The 24,471-nt window shown below is 65.6% G+C and carries 25 protein-coding genes; 18 read left to right on the forward strand and 7 right to left on the reverse strand.

Annotation, left to right across the window (positions count from 1 at the left end):
- Positions 1 to 14 precede the first annotated feature (14 nt).
- From K410_RS0112145 to K410_RS0112155, 3 genes are read left to right on the forward strand one after another with little or no spacing between them, the layout of a single operon-like run.
- Positions 15 to 2,219 (forward strand): amylo-alpha-1,6-glucosidase, encoded by a 2,205-nt coding sequence (locus tag K410_RS0112145; RefSeq protein WP_028135103.1) that lies wholly within the window; start codon positions 15 to 17, stop codon positions 2,217 to 2,219.
- 20 nt (positions 2,220 to 2,239) lie between these two features.
- Positions 2,240 to 2,758, forward strand: a complete 519-nt coding sequence (locus tag K410_RS0112150; RefSeq protein ID WP_028135104.1) for a PRC-barrel domain-containing protein — start codon at positions 2,240 to 2,242, stop codon at positions 2,756 to 2,758.
- A 23-nt stretch (positions 2,759 to 2,781) separates the two neighbouring features.
- Positions 2,782 to 4,068: an MFS transporter gene (locus tag K410_RS0112155; protein WP_028135105.1), complete on the forward strand. Its 1,287-nt coding sequence runs from the start codon at positions 2,782 to 2,784 to the stop codon at positions 4,066 to 4,068.
- Positions 4,069 to 4,150: 82 nt separating this feature from the next.
- On the opposite strand, the gene K410_RS0112160 is transcribed toward K410_RS0112155, so the two are convergent.
- The 4 genes from K410_RS0112160 to fixL all read right to left on the reverse strand — a co-directional run bounded on the left by K410_RS0112160 (position 4,151) and on the right by fixL (position 7,550).
- Positions 4,151 to 4,849, reverse strand: coding sequence for a helix-turn-helix domain-containing protein (locus K410_RS0112160; RefSeq protein ID WP_028135106.1), 699 nt, complete (start codon positions 4,847 to 4,849; stop codon positions 4,151 to 4,153).
- Between the two features lie 103 nt (positions 4,850 to 4,952).
- Entirely contained in the window at positions 4,953 to 5,369 is a 417-nt protein-coding gene (locus K410_RS0112165) for a response regulator (RefSeq protein WP_028135107.1), read from the reverse strand.
- Between the two features lie 43 nt (positions 5,370 to 5,412).
- Positions 5,413 to 6,030, reverse strand: a complete 618-nt coding sequence (fixJ, locus tag K410_RS0112170; protein ID WP_028135108.1) for a response regulator FixJ — start codon at positions 6,028 to 6,030, stop codon at positions 5,413 to 5,415.
- Between the two features lie 2 nt (positions 6,031 to 6,032).
- Positions 6,033 to 7,550 carry a sensor protein FixL gene (gene fixL / locus K410_RS0112175; protein ID WP_028135109.1) on the reverse strand — a complete coding sequence of 506 codons (1,518 nt, stop codon included), beginning with the start codon at positions 7,548 to 7,550 and terminating at the stop codon, positions 6,033 to 6,035.
- 216 nt (positions 7,551 to 7,766) lie between these two features.
- On the opposite strand from fixL, the gene K410_RS0112180 reads away from it, so the two are divergent.
- From K410_RS0112180 to ccoS, 10 genes are all read left to right on the forward strand, one after another.
- Positions 7,767 to 8,600: a universal stress protein gene (locus tag K410_RS0112180; RefSeq protein ID WP_028135110.1), complete on the forward strand. Its 834-nt coding sequence runs from the start codon at positions 7,767 to 7,769 to the stop codon at positions 8,598 to 8,600.
- Positions 8,601 to 8,634: 34 nt separating this feature from the next.
- Positions 8,635 to 9,060: a CBS domain-containing protein gene (locus K410_RS0112185; RefSeq protein ID WP_028135111.1), complete on the forward strand. Its 426-nt coding sequence runs from the start codon at positions 8,635 to 8,637 to the stop codon at positions 9,058 to 9,060.
- A gap of 258 nt (positions 9,061 to 9,318) precedes the next feature.
- Positions 9,319 to 10,968 (forward strand): cytochrome-c oxidase, cbb3-type subunit I, encoded by a 1,650-nt coding sequence (gene ccoN, locus K410_RS0112190; protein ID WP_028135112.1) that lies wholly within the window; start codon positions 9,319 to 9,321, stop codon positions 10,966 to 10,968.
- A gap of 12 nt (positions 10,969 to 10,980) precedes the next feature.
- Positions 10,981 to 11,715, forward strand: coding sequence for a cytochrome-c oxidase, cbb3-type subunit II (gene ccoO, locus K410_RS0112195; RefSeq protein ID WP_028135113.1), 735 nt, complete (start codon positions 10,981 to 10,983; stop codon positions 11,713 to 11,715).
- Between the two features lie 13 nt (positions 11,716 to 11,728).
- Positions 11,729 to 11,893 carry a cbb3-type cytochrome oxidase subunit 3 gene (locus K410_RS0112200; protein WP_028135114.1) on the forward strand — a complete coding sequence of 55 codons (165 nt, stop codon included), beginning with the start codon at positions 11,729 to 11,731 and terminating at the stop codon, positions 11,891 to 11,893.
- Between the two features lie 6 nt (positions 11,894 to 11,899).
- On the forward strand, positions 11,900 to 12,775 hold the full coding sequence (ccoP, locus tag K410_RS0112205; RefSeq protein WP_028135115.1) for a cytochrome-c oxidase, cbb3-type subunit III: 876 nt from the start codon (positions 11,900 to 11,902) through the stop codon (positions 12,773 to 12,775).
- A gap of 120 nt (positions 12,776 to 12,895) precedes the next feature.
- Positions 12,896 to 14,362, forward strand: coding sequence for a cytochrome c oxidase accessory protein CcoG (ccoG, locus tag K410_RS0112210; RefSeq protein WP_028135116.1), 1,467 nt, complete (start codon positions 12,896 to 12,898; stop codon positions 14,360 to 14,362).
- Positions 14,363 to 14,377: 15 nt separating this feature from the next.
- Positions 14,378 to 14,863: a FixH family protein gene (locus K410_RS0112215; protein ID WP_028135117.1), complete on the forward strand. Its 486-nt coding sequence runs from the start codon at positions 14,378 to 14,380 to the stop codon at positions 14,861 to 14,863.
- 11 nt (positions 14,864 to 14,874) lie between these two features.
- Positions 14,875 to 17,058: a cation-translocating P-type ATPase gene (locus K410_RS0112220; protein WP_028135118.1), complete on the forward strand. Its 2,184-nt coding sequence runs from the start codon at positions 14,875 to 14,877 to the stop codon at positions 17,056 to 17,058.
- The gene (gene ccoS / locus K410_RS0112225; RefSeq protein WP_028135119.1) at positions 17,058 to 17,225 is read left to right on the forward strand and encodes a cbb3-type cytochrome oxidase assembly protein CcoS; all 168 of its coding nucleotides are present in this window, start codon (positions 17,058 to 17,060) and stop codon (positions 17,223 to 17,225) included. The genes K410_RS0112220 and ccoS overlap by 1 nt, the downstream gene beginning before the upstream one ends.
- Here the strand turns inward: ccoS and K410_RS0112230 are convergent.
- Together K410_RS0112230 and K410_RS0112235 are read right to left on the reverse strand one after the other, a co-directional pair.
- A complete protein-coding gene (locus K410_RS0112230; RefSeq protein ID WP_028135120.1) occupies positions 17,222 to 18,424 on the reverse strand; it encodes an MFS transporter in 1,203 nt (400 codons plus the stop codon). The two genes, ccoS and K410_RS0112230, sit on opposite strands and share 4 nt — an antisense overlap.
- A 92-nt stretch (positions 18,425 to 18,516) precedes the next feature.
- Positions 18,517 to 18,999, reverse strand: coding sequence for a cupin domain-containing protein (locus K410_RS0112235; RefSeq protein WP_028135121.1), 483 nt, complete (start codon positions 18,997 to 18,999; stop codon positions 18,517 to 18,519).
- 24 nt (positions 19,000 to 19,023) lie between these two features.
- Here K410_RS0112235 and K410_RS39460 point away from each other — a divergent pair, with 24 nt between their 5' ends.
- Complete coding sequence (locus K410_RS39460; RefSeq protein WP_196236014.1) at positions 19,024 to 19,200, forward strand: hypothetical protein; 177 nt, start codon at positions 19,024 to 19,026, stop codon at positions 19,198 to 19,200.
- Positions 19,201 to 19,291: 91 nt separating this feature from the next.
- Positions 19,292 to 20,008 (forward strand): peroxiredoxin-like family protein, encoded by a 717-nt coding sequence (locus tag K410_RS0112245; protein WP_028135122.1) that lies wholly within the window; start codon positions 19,292 to 19,294, stop codon positions 20,006 to 20,008.
- Between the two features lie 197 nt (positions 20,009 to 20,205).
- On the opposite strand, the gene K410_RS0112250 is transcribed toward K410_RS0112245, so the two are convergent.
- A complete protein-coding gene (locus tag K410_RS0112250) occupies positions 20,206 to 21,087 on the reverse strand; it encodes a LysR family transcriptional regulator (protein ID WP_028135123.1) in 882 nt (293 codons plus the stop codon).
- A 179-nt stretch (positions 21,088 to 21,266) separates the two neighbouring features.
- Here K410_RS0112250 and K410_RS0112255 point away from each other — a divergent pair, with 179 nt between their 5' ends.
- The 3 genes from K410_RS0112255 to K410_RS0112265 all read left to right on the forward strand — a co-directional run bounded on the left by K410_RS0112255 (position 21,267) and on the right by K410_RS0112265 (position 24,334).
- A complete protein-coding gene (locus K410_RS0112255) occupies positions 21,267 to 22,091 on the forward strand; it encodes a 3-hydroxybutyrate dehydrogenase (RefSeq protein WP_028135124.1) in 825 nt (274 codons plus the stop codon).
- A 79-nt stretch (positions 22,092 to 22,170) separates the two neighbouring features.
- Positions 22,171 to 23,310, forward strand: a complete 1,140-nt coding sequence (locus K410_RS0112260; RefSeq protein ID WP_433994196.1) for a patatin-like phospholipase family protein — start codon at positions 22,171 to 22,173, stop codon at positions 23,308 to 23,310.
- A gap of 73 nt (positions 23,311 to 23,383) precedes the next feature.
- Positions 23,384 to 24,334 (forward strand): oxygenase MpaB family protein, encoded by a 951-nt coding sequence (locus tag K410_RS0112265; RefSeq protein WP_028135126.1) that lies wholly within the window; start codon positions 23,384 to 23,386, stop codon positions 24,332 to 24,334.
- Positions 24,335 to 24,471 lie beyond the last annotated feature (137 nt).

The following is a 24,471-nucleotide window of genomic DNA, read 5'->3' on the forward strand; positions in this document are numbered from 1 at the left end:
CAGGGGAGCTGCTCATGTCGGCCGAAGCCGTAACCCAACTCGTCTCCGTGACGCGGACCTCCGCACAGGTCGCGGAGCAACCTTTCTACATTCCGATGACCGGGCCCTCGGCGCGGCCGCGGCGGTCGCTCAAGCACGACGACATGTTCATCGTGCTCGACAGCCATGGCGACATCGGCGCATCGGCAGGCGGGCCGGATGGCCTGTTCCATCACGATACGCGCTACCTCGCACGGCTCGAGCTCGTGCTCGACGATCTCCAGCCGCTGCTGCTCGGCTCCAACCTGCGCGACGACAATTCGGCGCTGACCGTCGACCTGACCAATCCGGACATCTACCGGCAGGACAGCCTCGTCCTGCAGAAGGATCTGCTGCACATCGTGCGCACGATCTTCCTCTGGCGCGGCACCGCCTACCAGCGCATCGGCGTGCAGAACCATGGCGAGCGGAGCACCAGCTTCGAGCTGACGCTGCTGTTCGATAACGATTTCGCCGACCTGTTCGAGGTTCGCGGCGAGCGCCGCCCGCATCGCGGGACCGGCACGAGCAGATTGCTCGGGCCGACCGACGTGCTGTTCGAATATCGCGGTCTCGACGACACCGAGCGCACCACGGCGCTGCATCTCGACCCGCGTCCGACGCGGCTGTCGGTCAACGCGGCGACCTGGCAGCTCGAGCTGGACCCGCACGAATCGACCTCGCTTTTCGTGGCCGTGTCCTGCAACCGGCCGATCGCGGAGAAGCCGGCGCGGTTCTTCCGGGGACTGCTTGCTCACCGCCGCGAGATGCGCCATTCCACCATGGGCGCCGCCAGCATCGAGACCTCCAACAACATCTTCAACGAGGTGCTGTGCCAGGCCATGGCCGACCTCAACATGCTGATGACGGAGACGCCGCAGGGGCGTTATCCCTATGCCGGCATTCCCTGGTACTCGACGACGTTCGGCCGCGACGGCCTGATCACCGCGCTCCAGATGCTGTGGGTCGACCCGCGCATCGCCAAGGGCGTTCTGCGCCGGCTCGCGCATTTCCAGGCGAAGACGGTCGACCCGCTCGCGGACGCGGCCCCCGGAAAGATCCTGCACGAGATGCGCGGTGGCGAGATGGCGGCGCTCGGCGAGGTGCCGTTCGCGCATTATTACGGCAGCGTCGATTCGACTGCGCTGTTCGTGCTGCTCGCGGGAAGCTATTTCGAGCGCACCGGCGACGAGGCCACGTTGATCGAGCTGTGGCCGGCGATCGAGGCGGGGCTGGCCTGGATCGACGGCCCCGGCGACCCCGACCAGGACGGCTTTGTCGAATACCAGCGCGCGACCGAGAAGGGATTGGCCAACCAGGGCTGGAAGGATTCCTACGACGCGATCTTCCACGCCGACGGAAAGCTCGCGGAAGGCAATATCGCCCTCGCCGAGGTCCAGGGCTACGTCTTTGCCGCCAAGCAGCTCGCCGCGCGTTGCGCTTTGCGGCTCGGCAAGCTGGACCGTGCGCGCAAGCTCGACGCCGATTCCAGGGCGCTGGCCGAACGCTTCGAGCAGGCGTTCTGGTGCGAGGAGCTCGGCACCTATGCGCTCGCCCTCGACGGCAGGAAGCGGCCGTGCAAGGTGCGAACCTCGAACGCCGGTCAGGTGCTGTTCAGCGGCATGATCCGCGAGGATCGCGCCCGCCTCGTCGCTGCTGATCTGATGCGGCCGCATTTCTTCTCGGGCTGGGGCATCCGAACCGTCGCGCAGGGCGAAGTGCGCTACAATCCGATGTCCTACCATGACGGGTCGATCTGGCCGCACGACAACGCGCTGATCGCGCTCGGGCTCGCGCGCTACGGCCTCAAGCACTCGGTGGCGCATGTCTTCAAGGGGCTGTTCGACGCGGCGACCTACATGGACCTGCGCCGGCTGCCCGAATTGTTCTGCGGCTTCCGGCGCGAGAAGCGGCGAGGCCCGACGCTCTATCCGGTCGCCTGCGCGCCGCAGGCCTGGGCCAGCGCGACGCCGTTCACGCTGTTGGAGGCGGCGCTCGGACTCGAATTCGACGTCGCGCGCGGCGAAATTCGCCTGCGCAACCCGCATCTGCCGGCGTTCCTCAACGAGGTGATCCTGCGCGATCTGCGGCTGGGCGATTCCAGCGTCGATCTGCGCGTCAGCCGCCACGGCGACGACGTGGCGCTGGAGGTGATGCGCACGCGCGGCCAGATCCAGGTCTCGATCGTGCTGGCGCGCTAGCAGCGCGCAAGGAGGGCGTCATGCGTGCGAATGGAGCATTGATCCTTGGTATAGCCATCGTTGCGAGCCTGGCGGTCGCCACCTCGCATGCTGCGGACGAGCCGCCGACAGGCCCGCGCGAGGCCAATGCGCCGGCGACCCAGCCGCCGGCCTCGACCGTTCCGGTGACACCCAAGGACGCCGCCCCGCCGCCGTCGGTGACCATCATCGGCGCGAGCGAGGCCCACGGCGTGCTCGGCCGCGACGTGCGCAGTGCGGCCGGCGAGGACATGGGCCGGATCGTCGACGTCATTGTCGATCGCACCGGCCACGTGCGCGCTGCCGCGATCGATTTCGGCGGGTTTCTCGGCGTCGGCAGCCGCAAGATCGTGGTGGAATGGAACGCGCTGCGCTTCGGCAAAATCGCCAACAAGAAGGACAGCATCACGCTGGAATTGACCAAGGCGCAGGTTGCGGCCGCGCCGGAATACAAGGAGGACACGCCGATCGTCGTGCTCGGCGCGTCTGGCAGCCTTCAACCGCTGCAAGCGATCCAGTGAGGTGCGGGGAGGGCCCACCGCCTGTGCTGTTGTCGAGGAAGCCGAGCCATGCAGATCGGGAGGGCCGCGTTGAGCAGGACAACGTGGCCGCGCCATCGGTTGCCGGCGTCCCGGCGCCGTCGCGCCAGAGCCTGCGCGGCCTCGACTGGTTCATCTTCTTCCTCGCCGACGTGCAGACCGGATTCGGTCCTTTCATCGCGGTCTATCTGACCACCCAGAAATGGACCCAGGTCGAGATCGGCCTCGTGCTGTCGATCGGCGGCATCGTCGCGTTGATCGGGCAGATGCCGGGCGGGGCGATCATCGATGCCGCGAAATCGGAGCGTCTCGTCGCCGCCCTCGCGATCGCGACCATCGGCGCCTGCGCGCTCGCCTATGCCGCGATGCCGATCTTCGCGGTCGTGGTGACCGCCGCCACCCTGCATGCGATGGCGAGCTGCGTGCTGGGCCCGGCGATCGCCGCGATCAGCCTCGGTCTCGTCGGCCCGCTCGCGATCGGCGAGCGGCTCGGCCGCAACGCGCGCTTTGCCTCGCTCGGCAACGGCGTCGCGGCGGCAGTGATGGGCACGGCGGGCTATCTGCTGTCGAGCCGCTCGGTCTTCCTGGTCACCTTCCTGCTCGTGATTCCGACCCTGATCGCACTCTCGCGCATCCGCGAGAATGAGGTCGATATCAGGCGGTGTCACGGCGAGATGCCGCCCGAAGCCGCCGACCGTGCCGACACCAATATCTGGCACCTGATCCGGCAGCGTCCGCTGATCATCTTTGCCTTGAGCGTTCTGCTGCTGCAACTGGCGAACGCCTCGATGATGCCGCTGATGGCAAGTGCGGTGACGGCGCGGTCCGCCCAATGGGCGACGGTGCTCGTCGCCTTTTGCATCGTCGTCCCCCAAGCGATCGTGGCGCTGCTGTCGCCGACGGTCGGGCGCAAGGCGCAGGCGTGGGGTCGGCGACCCCTGTTGCTGATCGGGTTCGGCGCGCTGGCGATTCGCGGCCTGTTGTTTGCGACCGTGCGCGATCCCTATCTGCTGGTCGCCGTGCAGGTGTTCGACGGCATTACCGCCGCCGTATTCGCGGTGATGATTCCGCTGATCGTCGCCGACGTCGCCTTCGGCAGCGGCCATTTCAATCTGGCACAGGGAATCGTCGGCACCGCAACGGGCATCGGCGCGTCGCTGAGCACCGTGCTCGGCGGCTATGTCAGCGACAAGTTCGGCAACGCGACCGCCTTCATCGGGCTGTCCGGCGTTGCCGCGACCGGACTCTTGCTGATTCTCCTTGCGATGCCGGAGACGCGTCGTACGGCATGACCGGCCGGCCAAGAAAGAAAATGGCCGGTCGAAACGAGTTCGGCCGGCCAAGTTGGTAGGGAGGAGGAGGATCAGGCGAAGCTCAGGCGTCGAGATGTTGCAGACGCTGACGGTTGCGCAACACGATCTGGCGGGCGCCGGAGAAGCCGAGGATACCCTGGGTGTGAAGCTGGGACAGCGCGCGCGACACGGTTTCAAGGGTGAGGCCGAGATAGTCGCCGATGTCGCGGCGGCACATCGGCAGCGCCATCATGCCGGCGACGGCGAGGCGGCGGTCCATTTCGAGCAGGAAGGTCGCGACGCGCTCCATCGCGGTCTTGCGGCCCAGCAGCAGCATGTGGTCTTCGGCATGGCGCAGCTCGGAGGCGGTCATCGCCCAAAGCTTGCGTGCAACCTGGACGTCGGTGCCGGCGGCCTTCTCGAGGCTCGCGCGCTTCACGAGGCGCACGGTGGTGTCGATGATGGCTTCGGCGGCCAGGCGATGAACCGGGCCGGACTCGAGGCCGAACACGTCGCCGGGAAGATGGAAAGCGCCGATCTGGCGACGGCCGTCGGAAAGCAGCTTGTAGCTGCTCACTGCGCCTGAAACAACCTGATAGACGTATTCGGCCGGCTCGTCCTCGCCATAGATTTCCTCGTCCTTCCGGTAGGAGAATTCCGTGGCAACCAGACCCACATGGCCGGTGATGGCGCCGAACTGGTCGGTGACGGGATGGGGGGGAGCAGCCTTGCCGAGAAGCTGGGTATTGATCGCGGGGGTGTTGATCGTCTGCGTCAGCATTTGCGCCATCTCCGTTGTGATGGCGCCTTGGTACGCGGTATCGGGGGCTGCGAAAATTTCGATCGATATCTTAAGGGGGACGCCTTACGTAGAATCCCGTAGGTCAGGCGACGGGGCGGTCCTGGATGGCGTGGCGGATGCAGTTGACCAGGTTTTCCTCGAGAAGCGGCTTCAAAACCACCTCCTTGATGCCCGCCGTCGCAGCCCGGGCCGAGATGTTCTCGTCGGGATAGCCGGTGATCAGGATCACAGGCACGTTGCGGTCGGACTTGCGCAAGCGGCCGGCCAGGTCGATGCCGTTGATGTCCGGCATCTTGTAGTCGATGACGTAACAGTCCGGTCCAGCCGCGCTGCCGATGTTGAGCAGCGCCGTGCCGCTCCTGAAGGTACGCACGGCAAAGCCGTCGGTCTCCAGCAGGAACCGCAGAGATCCCAGGACGGCGGCGTCATCGTCGACCACGAAGACGGTGGGTCGGGCAGGGAATGACGACCGCGCAGGATGTGAGCTAGCCTCGATCATGTTATCTGGCTAGCACGGCGCCGGGAAGGCACCTTGACCTGCCTCAATCGTTTAGCATGCCGGCGCGCATCGCCAGCCGGACCAGTTCCGAGAGGCTGTTGGCCTGCATCTTGGTCATGACGTTGGCCCGGTAGACCTCGATGGTGCGCGGGCTGATGTCGTATTCGCGGGCGATCAGCTTGTTGGAGAGGCCCGCAATCAGCCCTTCCATGACCTGGCGCTCCCTGGGACTCAAGGACGCGACGCGGGCGGCGATGTCCTGCGCGACGACCTCGTTCTTGGCGGCGGGCTCGGCCTGGCGGATCGCCGACTCGATCATGGCGGTAAGGCGGTCGTCGTCGAACGGTTTTTCCAGGAAGTCGACCGCCCCGAGCTTCATCGCCTCGACCGCGAGCGGCACGTCGCCATGACCGGTCATGATCAGGATCGGGAACGGGCTCTGCTGCGCCTTCATCCGCTTGAGCAACTCGATCCCGTCGAGGCCGGGCATGCGCACGTCGGAGACGACGCAGCCGAAGCCGAGGCCTGGCAGGGCTTCGAGAAAAGCGAGGGCGTCGTCGAACAGCGTGACGTCGAAGCCGGCGGAATCCAGCAGGAAGTTCAACGAATCGCGCATCGCTGCGTCGTCGTCGATGACATAGACACGTCCCTTGGTCGTCATGGTCAGCTTTCGTCAGTTGCCGGTAAGGTGAAGCGGAATGTCGCTCCGCCCGCTGCGTTGCTCTCGGCCCACATGCGGCCGCCGTGGGCCTCGATGATCGAGCGGCTGATGGAGAGCCCGACGCCCATACCGGTGTCTTTGGTGGTGAAGAAGGTCTGGAAGAGATTTGGAATAACGTCGTCCCGGAAGCCGGCGCCGGTGTCGGAGACCTCCACCTCGATCATGTCGTCGGCGACGCGGGTGTTGGCAACGACGAGCTCGCGGCGCGGCGACTGCGCCATGGCCTCCAGTGCGTTGCGGAACAGATTGACCAGCACCTGCTGGATCTGCACCCGGTCGGCGAGCACGAGATCAGCGTCGGGATTGAGGCTGAAGCGGAGCTGCACGTTCTGCTCGCGCGCGCCGGCAAGCCCGAGCGCGCCGGCCTCCTCGATCAGCTTGGACAGGCTTTCGACCCGCTTCTCCGACTCGCCGCGGGAGACGAAGTCGCGCAGGCGCCGAATGATCTGGCCGGCGCGCAGGGCCTGCTCCGCCGCGCGATCCAGCGCGTTTTCGACCTTCGGCGTGTTGGGGTCGCTGCTGCCGGCGAGAAGGCGCCGCGACCCCTTCATGTAATTGCTGATCGCCGCCAGCGGTTGGTTGAGCTCGTGGGCAAGCGCCGAGGCCATCTCACCCATCGCGGTCAGCCGCGAGACGTGGACCAGCTCGGACTGCAATTCCTGGAGCCGGGCCTGGGTCTGCTGGTGCTCTGTGAGGTCGCGGACGAAGCCGGTGAAATAGGGCTCGCCGGCGCGCTGGGTCTGCCCGACGGACAGGTGCATCGGGAAAGTCGTGCCGTCGCGCCGCTTTCCCGTCACGATGCGGCCGATGCCGATGATGTGCGGATCATTCGTCCTGAGATAGCGCACGAGATAGCTGTCGTGACGCGACTGATCGGGCTCCGGCATCAGGATGCTGACGTTCCGGCCGATGGCTTCCTGCCGGCTGTAGCCGAACAGCCGCTCCGCAGCGCTGCTGAACAGCTGCATGATGCCGCGGGAATCGATGACGATCATGGCGTCCGGCACGGTCTCGAGAATCGAGCGAAGATGATTCTCCTGGGAGCGCAGGGCGTCCTCGAGTTGCTTTTCCTCGTTGATATCGAGGAAGATTCCGCTGAGGTGACGTGGCGTTCCTGAATCGTCGCGGATCACGCCGGCCCTGGCCCGGATCCATTGACCAGTCCCGGCGGCGCCGCCCAGCCTGAAGGACAGGTCAAGTCCTCCGCCGCCTTCCGAGGCGCGTCCGATCGCCTTCAGAAGGTGGTCCCGATCCCCGGGTTCCAGCAAGGAAAGAAAGAGATCGTAGCTGACGGTCTGGTCCCGCTCGAGGCCAAACAGCCGCCTGGCCATGTCCGACCATTTGAGTTCGTGGGTCTTTAGATCGAGGTCCCAGGTGCCCACCCCGAATTCCTCGATGCGAACCGGGAAATGCTCGCCCCGACCATCGTTTGCCGGTTGGGTCTCGCGGGTCGGCGCCAAACTCTGCTCCTCATCTCGGCCCGGTCGGCAGGACGCCGTTACCGCTGACGCAATTTCGCCCAAGGCGCGCTCCGAGGCAAGCGCGGACGTTGAATTCACTGGCGGATTCCATTGGGAAGGACAAGGGAGCCGGAAGCGCTCATTTTGATCTATCTCATCCTGCTGCATGGCAGCGGGCTTAGGCTCCAACAAGACCCGGTGATGTGGAGATACTCGATGACATACGCGACGGTGATGGTCAGCCTGGCGCTCGATCAGTCCAACGAGGCGCGTCTTCAGGTGGCCGGTGAGCTCGCCGAACGATTCGAGGCGGCCATCGTCGGGGTCGCCGCGGCACAGTTTGCGCCGCCGCTCTATTTCACCGACGGCGCCGAGGCACAAGCGCTGGTCGACGAGGGCGAGGCTTCGGTCAAGCGGCGGCTGGCCGGCCTCGAGGCTCAATTCCGGGCGGCGACCAGGAATCGCGGCGGTCATGCGGAGTGGCGCAGCGCGATGGACTTTCCGGCACGATTCGTCCTGGCGCAGGCGCGCTGCGCCGACATCATCGTCAGCGGCGGGCAGAGCCCGGCCTTCTCCGACGCGTTTGCGCTCGCAAGCCCCAAGGACCTGGTGATGCAGGCCGGCCGCCCGCTTCTCGTCGTCCCCGATCGGGTCACCTGGCTCGACCTGCGCAGCGTGCTGGTGGCGTGGAAGGACACGCCGGAGGCGCGGCGGGCAGTGGCCGATGCGCTGCCGATGCTGCGCAAAGCGAGGGACGTCACCATCGCGACAATTCCCGAGCGCGACGACGACCGTTCGGTCGTGATGGCCGGCGTCACCGACGTCGCCGCCTGGCTCGCCCGCCATGGCGTCACGGCGACGGCGCGCCTGTGCGAAGGCGCCCGGAACGGAAACGCCTCGGCGCAATTGGAAAAAGTCGCAGGGGACGTCGATGCCAGCCTGATCGTCGCGGGCGCCTATGGTCATTCGAGGTTTCGTGAACTGATCCTGGGAGGCGTCACCCAGTATCTGGTCACGCAGACCGCCCGCTGCGTGCTGCTGTCGCACTGACGGCCGGCCGGAATCGAATCGAGGAGGACGCGCCGTGTACAGATTTCTTGAACAGACCGTCGACGGTTACATGACGCGCAACGTCAAGACGGTGCAGCGCGACCGTGACTTGTTCGAGCTCAGCGAGATGTTCGAGACCGACGATTTCAACTCCTATCCGGTCGAGGACGACGGGCAGGTGGTCGGCATCATCACCAAGTTCGACATCCTGAAGTGCTTCGCCTTCACGCCGAGCCAGATGATGCCGCGCTATCACGACCTGATGAGCCGCAGGGTCGGCGACGTCATGACGCCGGAGTTCATCTATGTCAGCCCCGATACGCGGCTGACGCGGGTGCTCCAGATCATGGTCGAGCACCGCATCCGGAGCATCATCGTGCTCAACAGCGCGCAGAAGCTGGTCGGGATCATCGCTCGCGAGGACGTCATCGCGGCGCTCAAGGCGACGACGCGCGACTGACGCACCATCCCTGACCGGCAATCTCATTGTCGCCTCCGTTATTATACGGAGGCTGCTCCCGTATGCGCGCCACGCCGGACCAGTTCCGGCGGGAAACACGTCCGCTGCGGCCAGCCCACATATAATTGAGCTTGCCGCACGGTCCTTGTCTTCACGAAGGGTGGCTGCGGAGAACTTAAGTGCCGCCCTTGATTTCAATCAATTCCCGGTGAGGATGAATGTGGTTTCTGGCGGTGTGTTCTTTCAGAGAGAATCCGCATGAGCCAGCCCTCCATTTCCAAATCCATGACCATCGGTGAAAGCGGCTTGGCTGTCGTGTTCGCAGTCACCGCCTTCCTGTGCGTGGTCGCTTCGGCCAAGGCGCTCGATGCGCCCTTCGCCTTCCATGCCGCGCTCAGCGCGGCGGCGAGCCTCGCGGCGCTGTTCGTCATCGTCAACCGCTACCTCGATCGCCCGGCGGCGCTGCCGCCGGCGGAGATCAATGGACGCCCCAACTACAATATGGGCCCGATCAAGTTCTCGGCGTTCATGGCGATGTTCTGGGGTATCGCCGGCTTCCTGGTCGGCCTCATCATCGCCTCGCAGCTGGCCTGGCCCGCGCTGAACTTCGATCTGCCCTGGACCAGCTTCGGCCGCCTGCGGCCGCTGCACACCTCCGCCGTGATCTTCGCCTTCGGCGGCAACGTGCTGATCGCGACCTCCTTCTACGTGGTGCAGAAATCCTGCCACGTCCGCCTCGCCGGCGACCTTGCACCGTGGTTCGTCGTCCTGGGCTACAATTTCTTCATTCTGATCGCCGGCACCGGCTATCTGCTCGGCGTCACTCAGTCGAAGGAATATGCCGAGCCGGAATGGTATGCCGATTTGTGGCTGACCATTGTCTGGGTCGTCTATCTGCTGGTCTTCCTTGTCACGATCATCAAGCGCAAGGAGCCGCACATCTTCGTCGCGAACTGGTTCTATCTCGCCTTCATCGTGACGATCGCGGTGCTGCATCTCGGCAACAACCCGGCACTTCCCGTCTCGGTGTTCGGCTCGAAGTCCTACGTTGCCTGGGGTGGCATCCAGGACGCCATGTTCCAGTGGTGGTACGGCCACAACGCGGTCGGCTTCTTCCTGACCGCCGGCTTCCTCGCCATCATGTACTACTTCATCCCCAAGCGCGCCGAACGGCCGATCTATTCCTACCGGCTGTCGATCATCCACTTCTGGGCGCTGATCTTCCTCTACATCTGGGCCGGTCCCCACCATCTGCACTACACGGCGCTGCCCGACTGGACCCAGACGCTGGGCATGACCTTCTCGATCATGCTGTGGATGCCCTCCTGGGGCGGCATGATCAACGGCCTGATGACGCTGTCGGGCGCCTGGGACAAGCTGCGCACCGACCCCGTGCTGCGCATGCTCGTGGTCTCCGTCGCCTTCTACGGCATGTCGACCTTCGAAGGCCCGATGATGTCGATCAAGGTGGTCAACTCGCTCAGCCACTACACCGACTGGACCATCGGCCACGTCCATTCCGGCGCGCTCGGCTGGGTCGGCTTCGTCTCCTTCGGAGCGCTCTACTGCCTGGTGCCGTGGGCCTGGAATCGCAAGGGTCTCTACAGCCTGAAGCTCGTCAACTGGCACTTCTGGGTCGCCACCCTCGGCATCGTTCTCTACATCTCGGCGATGTGGGTCTCCGGCATCCTGCAGGGCCTGATGTGGCGCGCCTACACCTCGCTCGGCTTCCTCGAATATTCCTTCATCGAGACCGTCGAGGCGATGCATCCCTTCTACATCATCCGCGCCGCTGGCGGCGGCCTGTTCCTGATCGGCGCGCTGATCATGGCCTACAATCTCTGGATGACCGTTCGCGTCGGCGAGCAGGAAGTCCAGATGCCCGTCGCTCTCCAGCCGGCGGAATGAGGAGCTAAAGCAATGTCGTTCTGGACACGCCACCAAGTCTTCGAAAAGAACTCGATCATCCTGGTCGTCGGCATCCTGCTGGTGGTCGCGATCGGCGGTCTCGTCGAGATCACCCCGTTGTTCTATCTCAAGAGCACGATCGAGAAGGTCGACGGGGTCAGGCCCTACACGCCGCTGGAGCTGGCGGGCCGCAACGTCTACGTCCGCGAGGGCTGCTATCTCTGCCACTCGCAGATGGTCCGTCCGCTGCGTGACGAGGTCGAGCGCTACGGCCACTTCTCGCTCGCGGCCGAGAGCATGTACGACCACCCGTTCCAGTGGGGCTCCAAGCGCACCGGCCCGGATCTCGCCCGCGTCGGCGCCAAGTACTCCGACGACTGGCACGTCACCCATCTGACCAACCCGCGCGCGATCGTGCCGCAGTCGGTGATGCCCGGCTATCCGTTCCTCAGCAAGGCCGAGGTCGACCCGGATGCGATCGCGGGCGACATGCGCGCGCTCAGGACGGTCGGCGTCCCCTATAGCGACGAGCAGATCGCCAATGCCGCCGCCGACATGAAAGCCCAGGCCGATCCGGAGAATGCCGGGACCGACGCCTTCACCAAGCGCTACGCCAAGGCCGTCGTGCGGAACTTTGACGGCAAGGTCGGCACGCCGACCGAGATGGACGCGCTCGTCGCGTACCTGCAGATGCTCGGCACGCTGGTCGACTTCAAGATCTACAACGAGAAAGCCAATCTTCGCTGAGAAGGCATGAACGATGAAAGCCATCCTTACAGTCCACAATCTTGCGTCAGATCTCGTGACGACGATCTGGACACCGGTGTTCGTCGCGATCTTTCTCGCGATCATCGCCTACGCATTCTGGCCCCGTAACAAGGCTGTGTTCGACAAGGCAGCGCACCTGCCCTTGCGGGAGGAGTAGAGAACCATGACCGATCATTCTAGCGACATCGATTCCGTCTCCGGCAAGTCCACGACCGGCCACCAATGGGACGGCATCAAGGAGCTGAACACGCCGCTGCCGCGCTGGTGGGTGATCACCTTCTACCTCACCATCATCTGGTCGATCGGCTACTGGATCGTCTATCCGGCCTGGCCGCTGATCCAAAGCAATACCACCGGCATGTTCGGCTACTCCTCGCGCGCCGACGTCGCGGTCGAGCTCGCGAACCTCGAGAAGATCCGCGGTGACAAGATGGCGGCGCTGGGCACTGCCTCGCTGGTCGACATCGAGAAGGACCCGGCCTTGCTGGCGCTCGCCCGCGCCAAGGGCAAGACCGTGTTCGGCGACAATTGCGCGCCGTGCCATGGCTCCGGCGGTGCCGGCGCCAAGGGTTATCCGAACCTGAACGACGACGACTGGCTGTGGGGCGGCACGCTCGACCAGATCATGCAGACCATCCAGTTCGGCGCCCGGTCCGGTCATGCCAAGGCGCATGAAGGCCAGATGCTCGCCTTCGGCAAGGATGGCGTGCTGAAGCCGGACGAGATCGTCACGGTCGCCAATTACGTGCGCTCGCTGTCGGGCCTGTCGACCCGAAACGGATATGACGCCGCCAAGGGCCAGAAGATCTTCGCGGAAAACTGCGTCGCCTGCCACGGCGACAACGGCAAGGGCAACCTGGAGGTGGGCGCCCCGAACCTGACCGACAAGATCTCGCTTTACGGCACCGACGAAGCGAGCCTGATCGAGACCATCAGCCAGGGCCGTGCCGGCGTGATGCCGGCCTGGGAAGGGCGGCTCGATCCCGCCACCATCAAGGCGATGGCGGTCTACGTCCACTCGCTCGGCGGCGGAAAATAACGGATCCGCGGCACTAAGGCTCAAACGGGGGTGAACAAAAGTGCCCCCGTTTGAGCTGGATCAACTGACGCGGCGGTGTCGGGTCTAGGTTTAATCGCACCTCTTTTAGAAGTCCAAGCGATGAACAAGACCGTCAATCCGAACGAGCTCAAGCCTGTGGACGACGTCGGGCCGCTCTATGCGCCCCGCCAGAAGGTTTACCCCCAGAGCGTCTCCGGCACGTTCCGCCGGATCAAGTGGGGCCTGATGGCGATCTGCCTCGGCATCTACTATTTCCTGCCGTTCGTGCGCTGGAACCGCGGCCTCGGCGCCCCCAGCCAGGCGGTGCTGATCGATCTGCCCAACAGCCGCTTCTACTTCTTCTTCATCGAGCTGTGGCCCCAGGAGGTCTACTACTTCACCGGCCTGCTGATCGTGGCCGCGGTGGCGCTGTTCCTGATGAACTCGGTCGGCGGCCGCATCTGGTGCGGCTATCTCTGTCCGCAGACGGTGTGGACCGATCTGTTCTACGCGGTCGAACGCCTGATCGAGGGTGACCGGCGCGAGCGGATGAAGAAGGCCAAATCGTCCGATCCCTTGAAGCTGGAGCGCGTCTCCGAGATCGTGCTCAAGCATTCGATCTGGCTGATGATCGCCTGGTGGACCGGCGGCGCCTGGGTGCTCTACTTCAACGACGCGCCGACCCTGGTGAAGGAGCTCGTCACCTTCCAGGGGCCGATGCTCGCCTATATCTGGATCGGCATTCTCACCGCGACGACCTATATCCTCGCCGGCTACATGCGCGAGCAGGTCTGCACCTATATGTGCCCGTGGCCGCGCATCCAGGCCGCGCTCACCGACGAATGGGCGCTCAATGTCACCTATCGCTACGACCGCGGCGAGAAGCGCACCTCGGTTAAGAAGGCCGCCGAGCTGCGCGCGCTCGGCCAGCAGGTCGGCGATTGCGTCGATTGCTACCAATGCGTCGCGGTCTGTCCGACCGGCATCGACATCCGCAACGGACCGCAGATGGAATGCATCCAGTGCGGCCTCTGCATCGATGCCTGCGACAACGTGATGGCCAAGATCGGCCGGCCGAAACGGCTGATCGGCTACGACAACGACATCAACATCCATCGCCGCCAGGAAGGCAAGGCGCCGATCTACCGGATCGTCCGGGCCCGCACCATCGTCTACAGCGCGATCATCGCGGCGGTCGGCGGCTTCATGGTCTATACGCTGGCGACCCGTAGCTTGCTCGACGTCAACGTGCTGCACGACCGCAATCCGGTCGCGGTCAAGCTCAGCGACGGCTCGATCCGCAACGCCTACACGGTGCGGCTGCTCAACAAGAGCGGCTACGATCGCGCCATCGCCATCGACGTGGAGGGGCCGATCAATCCCACGATGCATGTCGTCGGCGTCGATTCGGTGACGCCGGATCGGCCGATCATCGTGATCCCGCGCGACTCCACCAGCGAGCTGCGGTTGCTCGTCACCGCGCCGGCTGAGAACAATCCAGAGAAGTCGATTCCGGTCCGCTTCCACGTCATGGATATCGGATTGGGCGTGGCCGCGAGCGCCACCGACAATTTCGTTGCGCCGTAAGTCGAGGAGACCATCATGTCATCCAAGCCGCTGACCGGAACCAAGGTGTTCCTGATGCTGGTCGCTTTCTTCGCCCTCGTGATCGGCGTCAACGCCACCATGATGAAGCTGGCGATCGCGACTCTGCCGGGAACCGAAGTCGACAGCGCCTATGCCGCAGGCCTGACCTACGACCGCGAGATCTCGGCGGCGCAGGACCAGGCGCTGCGCAAATGGAAGGTCAACGCCCATATCGAGCGCCGCAACGACGGCGGTGCCTTGGTGCAGGTCGAGGCGCGCGATGCCGGCGGCCAGCCGCTCTCGGGGCTGAAATTCGGCGGACGCCTGGAGCGGCCGACCGACAAGCGCGCCGATCTCGCCGTCGAGCTCACCGAATCCGGCATCGGCCTCTATCGCGGCGATGCCGCTTCCGTCGCGCCGGGCCAGTGGGACCTGGTGATCGAGGGCGAGGCGCGGGGGACGCGCGTGTTCCTGTCGCGCAACCGCGTGATCCTGAACTGAAGGATTTTGTCATGCACGTCACGCGGGATTTCTCGCACTACGTCCGGGCCGCGGGCGAGGGCGTCCAGCACATCGATCTCGCGGTCGAAGGCGTTCATTGCGCCGGCTGCATGGCCAAGATCGAGCGCGGCCTGTCCGCCATCCCCGACGTCACGCTGGCGCGTGTCAACCTGACCGACCGCCGCGTCGCGCTGGAATGGAAGGCGGGCACGCTCGACCCTGGCCGCTTCATCGATAGGCTCGAGGAGCTCGGCTATAAGGCCTATCCGTTCGAGACCGAGAGCGCGGAGGCGGCGGAGGTCGCCGAATCGCGTCTTCTACTGCGCTGCCTCGGCGTTGCCGCCTTCGCGACCATGAACGTGATGATGCTGTCGATCCCGGTGTGGTCGGGCAACGTCTCGGACATGCTGCCCGAGCAGCGCGACTTCTTCCACTGGCTCTCGGCGCTGATCGCATTGCCGGCGGCGGCCTATGCCGGCCAGCCGTTCTTCCGCTCGGCCTGGCGCGCGCTGTCGGCGAAGACGACCAACATGGACGTGCCGATCTCGATCGGCGTGATCCTCGCGCTTGGCATGTCCGTGGTCGAGACCATCCATCACGCCGAGCACGCTTATTTCGACGCGGCGATCATGCTGCTGACCTTCCTCCTGGTCGGCCGCTTCCTCGACCAGAACATGCGGCGGCGGACCCGCGCGGTCGCCGGCAATCTCGCCGCGCTCAAGGCGGAGACGGCCGCCAAGTTCGTCGGCCCCGACGAGATCTCGCAGGTGCCGGTGGCGGCCATCAATCCCGGCGACATCGTGCTGCTGAGGCCCGGCGAGCGCTGCGCGGTCGACGGCACCGTGATCGAGGGGCGTTCTGAGATCGACCAGAGCCTGATCACCGGCGAGACGCTCTATGTCACGGCCGAGCAGGGCACGCCCGTCTATGCGGGATCGATGAACATCTCCGGCACGCTGCGGGTGCGGGTCTCGGCCGCCTCCGAGGCGACGCTGCTGGCCGAGATCACGCGGCTGCTCGACAACGCGCTGCAGGCCCGTTCGCGCTACATGCGGCTCGCCGACCGCGCCTCGCGGCTGTACGCGCCCGTGGTGCATGCGACCGCGCTTCTGACCATCCTCGGCTGGGTCATGGCCGGTGCGTCCTGGCATGATGCGATCGTGACCGGCGTCGCGGTGCTGATCATTACCTGTCCCTGTGCGCTGGGGCTGGCCATTCCGACCGTGCAGACCATCGCCTCCGGCGCGATGTTCAAGTCCGGCGTGCTGCTGAATTCCGGCGACGCGATCGAGCGGCTGGCTGAGGCCGACCACGTCATCTTCGACAAGACCGGCACGCTGACGCTGCCCGATCTCGAAGTGATCAATGCCGCCGACATCCCCGCCGATATCTTCGAGCTCGCCGGCCGGCTCGCGCTGTCGAGCCATCATCCGGTCGCGGCCGCCGTCGCGCAGGCCGCCGGTGCCAAATCGCCTGTCGTCGGTGCGGTCGAAGAGGCCGGGCAGGGCGTCTGCGCAACCGTGGACGGCGTCGAGCTTCGCCTCGGTCGCCCCTCTTTCTGCGGCGCCGAGGCGCTGGTCGGCAGCGTCGATCCCGAAGCCTCCATCGTCGCATTCAGCAAAGGCAGCGAGAAATTCGTCCTCTCGGTCCGCCAGGGCCTGCGTCCGGATGCGAAGGCGGTGATCGCGGCGCTCAAGGCGCGCAAGATCGGCATCGAGATTCTCTCCGGCGATCGCGAGGCGGCCGTGAAGTCGGCGGCCAACGCGCTCGACATTCCCGAATGGCGCGCCGGCGTCACGCCGGCCGACAAGATCGCGCGGATCGAGGAACTGAAGCAGCGCGGCGCCAAGGTGCTGATGGTTGGCGACGGCATGAACGACGCGCCCTCGCTGGCGGCGGCTCATGTCTCGATGTCGCCGATCTCGGCCGCGCATCTGAGCCAGGCCACGGCCGATCTGGTTTTCCTCGGCCGGCCGCTGGCGCCGGTGGTTGCCGCCATCGACGCCTCGCGCAAGGCGCTGCATTTGATGCGGCAGAACCTCTGGCTCGCGATCGGCTACAACGTCCTCGCCGTGCCGGTCGCCATCAGCGGCGTCGTGACGCCCCTGATCGCGGCAGCTGCCATGAGCGGATCGTCGATCCTGGTCATGCTCAATTCGCTGCGCGCGCGTAGCGCCTCGCGGGAGATCGTGTGATGGAGATCCTGGTCATCCTGGTCCCGCTGGCGCTGATGCTCGGCGGTGCCGGTCTCGTCGCCTTCCTGTGGTCGCTGAAGAGCGGCCAGTATGATGATCTCGACGGTGCCGCCTGGCGCGCCATCGCCGACGAGGAGCCGGCGCCTGAAGCTCCCACCAAGCGCTAGCGTTTCAAGGCGAAGGTGAGCAGGCCTGCGGCCGCAAGGGCCGCGCCGACGCCGAGCACGCAGGCGGGCCATCCGAAAGTGTCGAACAGGCGCCCGAGCACGGCCGTACCGACCAGCCCGCCGCCAAAATAGCATGCAAGATAGGTCCCGCTGGCAATGCCGCGGTTGGCAGCAGCGACCTGTCCGACGAAGGCGGTGGCGGCGGCCTGCGCGAAGAATGTGCCGACGCCGACCAGAACCATGCCGGTGAGGACTTCGCTCAGATGTGGCCTCAGCATCAACGGCAGGCCGAGCCCGGCGATGGCGAGCGCGACCCAGATCGTCGGACGCGTTCCGAGCTTTGATGCCACCCTGCCGGCCAGAACCGTCGTGACGACCGACGGCAGGAAGACGAAATAGACGAGGCCGAGGTCCATCATGCCGAGCGACAGCGGCGGCCGGACCAGCACGAAATTGACGAAGGTGAAGGTGCCGATGAAGGCGAACAGGATGCAGAAGCCGATGCCGTAGGCGGCCCGGAGCGACGGATTGCGCCAGTGCGCGATCGCGGCGATCAGCGGCGATGTCGCAGGCATGGTCGTATGCATCGGCGGTACACGCTTGATCGTGAAGAAGACCAGGATCGCTCCGGCCAGATTGAGTGCGGCGAAGACGTAGAAATTCCAGGCAAGGCCAAGGCCGTCGGCGAGCGCTGCCGAGAATAGGCGCCCAACGAGGTTGCTGGCGACGTTTCCGGTGATGTAGGCGGCAAAAGCGCCGCCGGCATCGATCGTGCTGCATTGCTCGCCGAGATAAGCGAGCGTCAAGGCAAAGGCAGAGGCCATGCAAAGGCCCTGCGCGACCCGCAAGACCGTGAAGACGGCAAGGTTCGGCGCGCTCGCCAGCAGGCTCGTCGGGATGGCGAGGAGCGCAAGGCTGATGAGGATGCCGGTCCGCCTGTTGATGCGTGGGCTGAAGAGGCCGACCACCAGACCTGCGACGGCCATGCCGAAGGTGCTGGCATTGACGGCGAAGCCCATCGCCGCGGGCGAGACGCCGTAATGGCGCGTCAGTGCCGGCAGGATTGCCTGCGTTGCGAACAGGTCGACGACCGTCAGGAATGCGGTCAGCCCGATCACGACCGAGCGAAGCACGAGACCGGACAAATGCGCGTCCATCGCCATTGCGGACGGCTTGAGCGGCGTGGAGAGGTCGGTCATGGCGTGATTGTCCGCGTATCGTGGATAGTCATTCCGGGATGGCGCGGCAGCGCCAGGCCCGGAATGGTGGGGATGCAAGCCCCGAGGCGGCCTCACATGTGATGGTCGTTGGGATCCTTGCGAACGTCGCCGACGTAGAGAATGACGGTCTCCCTGCCGAGATTCTTCCACCAAGGCGAGGTGCCGTGGACCTCGGGACGGATGTCGCCGGCCTTGTGCACGATCGGATCGACGCAGTTGGAGGCGTATTCGACGATCTTGCCCTGCTGCACGAAGATCAGCGCGGGACGGTCGTCATGGCTGTGCCACGGCACGATGCCGCCGGGCGCGATGGTCAGCTTGCGGAAGCGCAGCTCGCGGCCCTCGATACGGGCGGGTTGCTTGCCGAGGTCGATGGCGCCCAGCGTCACGTCGGTGACGCCGACCGGCTTGTAGTCGACCATCTTTTGCGCGTTCGGCTTGACCTTGTCGGCCGGGCATTCGCCCGCGACGGCAGGCTGCGACGCGAATGTCAGCGCGCCGACGACGGCGAGGCCGGACCAGACCAGGCGCGACAATGTGGGATGCTTGGACACGGGCTTGGACATGGGAAGTCTCCTATGTTGGCCGCAACCTCGCTGGTCGCCGGCTATGACGGGAGCTTGGTCGAGATCGCGTCGATCCTGAAATGCCGGCTTGCTCTCGATGCGATAGCGATGCGCTATGTTGATGCGCGGCGGCTATCGATCCGATTGGGCAACGGCATTTCCGCTTTCGTACCATTCGGCGTCCGATGACAGGGCGCCCGATTGGCGCCCGGTATCGCGCCCCTTGCGGCCGGCCGAACCAGGAAACTAATATTCACCGAATGCAATGCCGGAGCAGAAGATGACATCTCTCTCGCCAGCCGATGCCGAGCAGCTCAGGCTTGCCTTCCAGCGTTGCCGCGACATGGACGGTACGCTGAACGAGCAGCTCCGCGCCTATGCCGATGCCAGCCGTGCGGTCTTTCCGGCCTATGGCGAGGCAGTCGATCGCCTGGTCGCGAGATTGGGCGGGAACGGCGGCGGCGAGACCGCGCCGCGTCCCGGCGATCTGATGCCGCCATTCATGCTGCCGGACGAGGGCGGGCGTCTGGTCACACTGCCTGCGCTGCTGGAGCGCGGTCCGCTTGCCGTGATGTTCTTCCGCGGCCATTGGTGTCCCTATTGCCGGCTCAATGTCCGCGCCGTGGTCCAGGCGCTCGGTCATATCGAGGCCATGGGGGCGCAGGTCGTCGCAATCATGCCGGAGACGCAGGAATATACAGGGCAACTGAAGGTCGAATCCGCTGCGCCGTTTCCGATCCTCACCGATCTCGACAACGGCTATGCGCTCTCGCTCAATCTCGCGATCTGGCTCGGCGCCGAGATCCAGCATCTGCTGTCGTATCAGGACATGGCGAAATTCCACGGCAATGACGGCTGGATGCTGCCGATCCCGGCCGTGTTCGTGGTCGGCCGCGACGGAATGGTGAAAGCGCGGTTCGTCGATCCCGATTTCCGCAAGCGCATGGAGATCGACGATCTGCTCGCGGCGCTGGAGAGCGCGAGCCGGGAGAACTGAGCTTTTCTTCCCTTCTTCCCTTGCGGGAGAAGGCGGCGCGGAGCGCCGGATGAGGGGTCTCTAGCCCCATATACTGATGTGCGTGGAGATATACCCCTCACCCAAGCGAGTCCGGGTCTGCCAGCGTGGCTGCCCTCTCCCACCAGGGGCGAGGGCACAGCAATGCGCCTCTGGCCTGGGGCGGAGCGCTCGCTCTGCTAGCCAGCAATCTCCCGCCAGTCGGCGCCGCGCAGCATGCGCATCACGGCGTTGGCGACTGCCGTGCGCTGGCGGCCGGCCACGCCGTAGAGGCTGACGGTGCGGCGTGCGTCCAGTCCGGCGACGGTGGCGCGGCTCAGCGTTTCCGGCAGAGGCGAGGTGTGCGGCACCATGGCGACGCCGATGTCGGCTTCGACCAGCTCGATCAGGTCGCGCTCGCTCGAAATCTCGTGGCCATGCTCGATGCCGTGCTCGCGCAGGCTCGCGGAAATGCGGCGCGAATGCTCGCAGAAGGTCCGGCTCAGCAATTGCTCCGAGCGCAAATCGTCCAGCTCGATGCTGCTGCGGCCGGCCAACCGATGTCCGTCGCCAACGACGAGCTCGAAGCTCTCGGTGAACAGCGGCCAGGTGTCGAGCCGGTCCCAGGCCTCGTCGATCTCGGCGGCGATGCCGAGCTCGGCTTCTCCCTTCTTGAGGAAATCGGCGACCTCGCGGCTCGTCCCGCGCAGGAAGCGCAGCTCGAGCCGGTTGAACTGCCGCCTGATCTCGTTGAGGTGCGGGATCAGCAATGCCAGATCGATCGAATGCGTCAGCGCGATGCGCAGCGCGCCGACTTCACCGCTCCTGAACGAGGAGGCGAGCGAGCGCGCGCCGACCGCGGCATCATAGCACTGCTTCAGGAGCGGATGCATGCGCTGGCCGAGCTCGGTCAGTTGCGCCGCCGGTCGCTCGCGGCGAAACAGGTCGCCGCCGAGCTCGGCCTCGAGCTGCTTGATCGCGCGCGTCAGCGAAGGCTGCGTGACGTTGCACTCCTCCGCCGCGCGCGTGAAATTGAGCAGTCGCGCCACCGCGAGGAAATAGCGGACCTGGTGCATTTCCATGGATCGGCTCCCAGCAAGATTGGCTGGAAACCTAGCCGATCGAAGCGGGAAATGACATCCCGCCCGCGATAGCGCGGACGTATGGAGTCGGAAGCCAGCCGGTATTTCCGTTCGGGCCGGCGATCCTCCAGGGTCTTGCGAAGGCTTGAAGTCCAGTCATCGCCAACGGAGACCGTGCCATGAACATACCGCTGAAGTCGCAGACATCGCAGCCTGCCCGCGCGCTGGCCGGCAAGGTTGCGCTCGTCACGGGCTCGACCAGCGGCATCGGTCTCGGCATCGCACGTGCCCTGGCGGCGGCCGGCGCCGATGTCGTCCTGAACGGCCTCGGCGTCGCCAGTGAGATCGGCCGGACGCGCGAGCAGATCGCCGCCGAGTTCGGCGTCAAGGCGAGCTACTCGCCGGCCGACATGACGAGGCCAAAGTCGATCGCCGAGATGATCGCGGCGACCATCGCCGAGTCCGGCCGGCTCGACATCCTCGTCAACAACGCCGGCATCCAGCATGTGGCGCCGCTCGAGCAATTTCCCGTCGAGAAATGGGACCAGATCCTCGCGATCAACCTGACCTCGGCCTTCCACACGACGCGGCTCGCGCTGCCGGCGATGCGCCAGAACGGGTTCGGCCGGATCATCAACATCGCCTCCGCGCATGGCCTGGTCGGCTCGCCGTTCAAGGCCGCCTATGTCGCCGCCAAGCACGGCATCGTCGGTCTGACGAAGGTGACGGCGCTGGAGACAGCGGAGGAAGGCATCACCTGCAACGCCGTGTGCCCGGGCTACGTCTACACGCCGCTGGTCGAAGCGCAAATCGACGGGCAGGCCAAGGCGCACGGCATCTCCCGCGACCAGGTCATCCGCGACGTGCTGCTGGCGCAGCAGCCGAACAAGCGCTTTGCCACGGTCGAGGAGCTCGGCGCACTGACGGTGTTCCTGTCGACGGATGCGGCGGCTTCGATCACCGGCATCGCGCTTCCGGTCGACGGCGGCTGGACTGCGCATTGAGATGGGCCGGCGCAACAAGCCGCAACGGCATGTGAATATTCGATCGGTGCAAGCTCACCAGGAGCGAGACATAAACGGCATGCAGGACAACACGCAGAGCAAGGGCGCGGATCTGCCCGGCCAGGTCGTGCTCGTGCTCCAGGGCGGCGGTGCGCTCGGGTCCTACCAGGCCGGCGTGTATCAGGCGCTGCATGAGGCCGGCATCGAGCCGGACTGGATCATCGGCACCTCGATCGGCGCCATCAATGCCAGCCTGATCGCGGGCAATGCACCCGGCCAACGGCTGGCGCATCTGAAGGAATTCTGGAAGCGGATGGAGCAGAATCCGATCTGGAATCTGCGCACCGCGTTTCCCGGCTTCAACGAGAAGCTCACCTATTGGTCGACCGTCACCAACGGCATTCCCGGATTCTTTCGCCCCAATCCGCTGGCACATGCCGGTGATTCCTATCCGCTTGGAGCGGATCACGCCGGCTTCTATTCGACCGAACCATTGGAGAGGACGCTGCTCGAGCTGGTCGATTTCAGCCTGGTCAACAGCTGCTCGCCGCGGCTGACGGTCGGCGCGGCCCATGTCCGCAGCAGCCAGATGCGCTATTTCGACAGCCGCGACGGCGAGCTGACCGTGAAGCACGTGATGGCCTCCGGCGCGCTGCCGCCGGCGTTTCCGGCGGTGCGCATCGACGGCGAGCTCTATTGGGACGGCGGCATCCTGTCCAACACCCCGACCGAAGCCGTGTTCGACGACAATCCGCGCAGGAATTCGCTGATCTTCGCCGTGCATCTGTGGAATCCGATCGGCGCTGAGCCGACGACGATGGCGGAGGTGCTGAACCGGCACAAGGACGTGCAATATTCGAGCCGTATCGCGAGCCAGATCGCCCGCCAGCAGCAGGCCCACCGCCTGCGCCACGTCATCAATCAGCTCGCCGCGCGCCTCTCCGAGAGCGAGCGCCGCGACTCTGCGGTGCGGGAGTTGATCAGCTACGGCTGTCCGACCCGGATGCATGTGGTGCGACTGCTGGCGCCGCAGCTCGATCGTGAGACCCATACCAAGGATATCGACTTCAGCCCGTCCGGCATCATGCGGCGCTGGGACGCCGGCTATGCGCATACGCGGTCCGTGCTCGAACGAAAGCCGTGGATCGGCGAATTCGATCCGCTCGCCGGCGTGGTGCTGCACGAGCATATGGACGTGCTGCCGATGGCGGCGGAGTAGAACTGCTCTTGTATCATCGAATTGCCACAGGCCTTGCGGATCGTCGGTCACCTTGCAGCCGAAGGCCGCGCAGATGGTATCCGCGAACGATCTCGAGGCAACGCTCGATCAGGTCCGTGCCAATGCGGCGGGAGCGGTGGCCGGCGTGTTCGGTCCTGACACGCTGACCTGGCGGATCGATCGCGAGGCCGTCATCTTCCTCGGCGCCGGCCGCGCGCTATTGCTGCAGCTGGCCCATCCCTGGGTTGCCGCGGCCATCGCCGAGCATTCCAAAACCTTTGCCGATCCGATCGGGCGCTTCCATCGCACCTTCGACATCGTGTTTGCCATGGTGTTCGGCTCGCTGGAGCGGGCGTTGCTGTCGTCGCGCCAGCTGCACCGGCGTCACAGCATGATCGTCGGAGAGATGCCCGAGACGACCGGCCCGTTCGCGGCAGGCTCGCGCTACCACGCCAACGACGTCGCATCGCTCCGCTGGGTTCATGCGACGCTGGTGGAGTCGGCGCTGATGGCGCATGACCTTGTCCTGCCGGCTCTCACGGCGGAAGAGCGCGAGCGCTACTGGAGCGAGAGTCGGCTGTTCGGGGCCTTGTTCGGGTTGACCGCGGACGATTTACCGGCGGACTGGTCCGGCTTTGCCGCCTACACCGCGGCGATGGCGCAGTCGGAGACGCTGACCGTGAGCCCGGCGGCGCGCGAGATCGCGGCGCAGATCTTTGCCGGCGCCCGCCCGTGGTTGCGGCCGCCGCGCTGGTACCGCGCGCTGACGGCGCGGATGTTGCCGGAACGGCTGCGCGCCGGGTTCGCCCTTGCGCTCGACGCGAACAACGACAGGTCGGTCGACAATGCGCTGCGCTGGATCAGGCGCGTCTATCCGAAACTGCCTGACAGGCTGCGCTATGTCGGCCCCTACCAGGAAGCACAGGCGCGCCTGCGCGGCGAGCCGCAGCCGGACTGGATGACGCGCTGTCTTAACCGCGCGTGGATCGGACGGCCGCAGATGGACGTGCGCCGCAAGGGGTGAGGGCCCGATCTCTCGTGTCCCGGACAAGCCACAACGCGCAACGCGCGTTGCGGCGCAGTGCCGGGACCCAGAGGCCGCGAACTGCGACGCGCGATGGGCCCCGGCTCGGCAGCGCATCGTCGAAGAGACGCTGCGCT

Origin of the sequence: Bradyrhizobium sp. 22 (assembly GCF_000482425.1) — a bacterium.
GTDB lineage: Bacteria > Pseudomonadota > Alphaproteobacteria > Rhizobiales > Xanthobacteraceae > Bradyrhizobium > Bradyrhizobium japonicum_B.

Bases quoted from the DNA above. Each gene is read 5' to 3' on its own strand.
- K410_RS0112145 (WP_028135103.1), top strand. From the start codon at position 15: ATGTCGGCCGAAGCCGTAACCCAACTCGTCTCCGTGACGCGGACCTCC.
- K410_RS0112150 (WP_028135104.1), top strand. From the start codon at position 2,240: ATGCGTGCGAATGGAGCATTGATCCTTGGTATAGCCATCGTTGCGAGC.
- K410_RS0112160 (WP_028135106.1), bottom strand. From the start codon at position 4,849: ATGCTGACGCAGACGATCAACACCCCCGCGATCAATACCCAGCTTCTC.
- K410_RS0112165 (WP_028135107.1), bottom strand. From the start codon at position 5,369: ATGATCGAGGCTAGCTCACATCCTGCGCGGTCGTCATTCCCTGCCCGA.
- fixJ (WP_028135108.1), bottom strand. From the start codon at position 6,030: ATGACGACCAAGGGACGTGTCTATGTCATCGACGACGACGCAGCGATG.
- K410_RS0112180 (WP_028135110.1), top strand. From the start codon at position 7,767: ATGACATACGCGACGGTGATGGTCAGCCTGGCGCTCGATCAGTCCAAC.
- ccoN (WP_028135112.1), top strand. From the start codon at position 9,319: ATGAGCCAGCCCTCCATTTCCAAATCCATGACCATCGGTGAAAGCGGC.
- ccoO (WP_028135113.1), top strand. From the start codon at position 10,981: ATGTCGTTCTGGACACGCCACCAAGTCTTCGAAAAGAACTCGATCATC.
- K410_RS0112200 (WP_028135114.1), top strand. From the start codon at position 11,729: ATGAAAGCCATCCTTACAGTCCACAATCTTGCGTCAGATCTCGTGACG.
- ccoP (WP_028135115.1), top strand. From the start codon at position 11,900: ATGACCGATCATTCTAGCGACATCGATTCCGTCTCCGGCAAGTCCACG.
- ccoG (WP_028135116.1), top strand. From the start codon at position 12,896: ATGAACAAGACCGTCAATCCGAACGAGCTCAAGCCTGTGGACGACGTC.
- K410_RS0112215 (WP_028135117.1), top strand. From the start codon at position 14,378: ATGTCATCCAAGCCGCTGACCGGAACCAAGGTGTTCCTGATGCTGGTC.
- K410_RS0112220 (WP_028135118.1), top strand. From the start codon at position 14,875: ATGCACGTCACGCGGGATTTCTCGCACTACGTCCGGGCCGCGGGCGAG.
- ccoS (WP_028135119.1), top strand. From the start codon at position 17,058: ATGGAGATCCTGGTCATCCTGGTCCCGCTGGCGCTGATGCTCGGCGGT.
- K410_RS0112230 (WP_028135120.1), bottom strand. From the start codon at position 18,424: ATGACCGACCTCTCCACGCCGCTCAAGCCGTCCGCAATGGCGATGGAC.
- K410_RS39460 (WP_196236014.1), top strand. From the start codon at position 19,024: ATGTTGGCCGCAACCTCGCTGGTCGCCGGCTATGACGGGAGCTTGGTC.
- K410_RS0112245 (WP_028135122.1), top strand. From the start codon at position 19,292: ATGACATCTCTCTCGCCAGCCGATGCCGAGCAGCTCAGGCTTGCCTTC.
- K410_RS0112250 (WP_028135123.1), bottom strand. From the start codon at position 21,087: ATGGAAATGCACCAGGTCCGCTATTTCCTCGCGGTGGCGCGACTGCTC.
- K410_RS0112255 (WP_028135124.1), top strand. From the start codon at position 21,267: ATGAACATACCGCTGAAGTCGCAGACATCGCAGCCTGCCCGCGCGCTG.
- K410_RS0112260 (WP_433994196.1), top strand. From the start codon at position 22,171: ATGCAGGACAACACGCAGAGCAAGGGCGCGGATCTGCCCGGCCAGGTC.
- K410_RS0112265 (WP_028135126.1), top strand. From the start codon at position 23,384: ATGGTATCCGCGAACGATCTCGAGGCAACGCTCGATCAGGTCCGTGCC.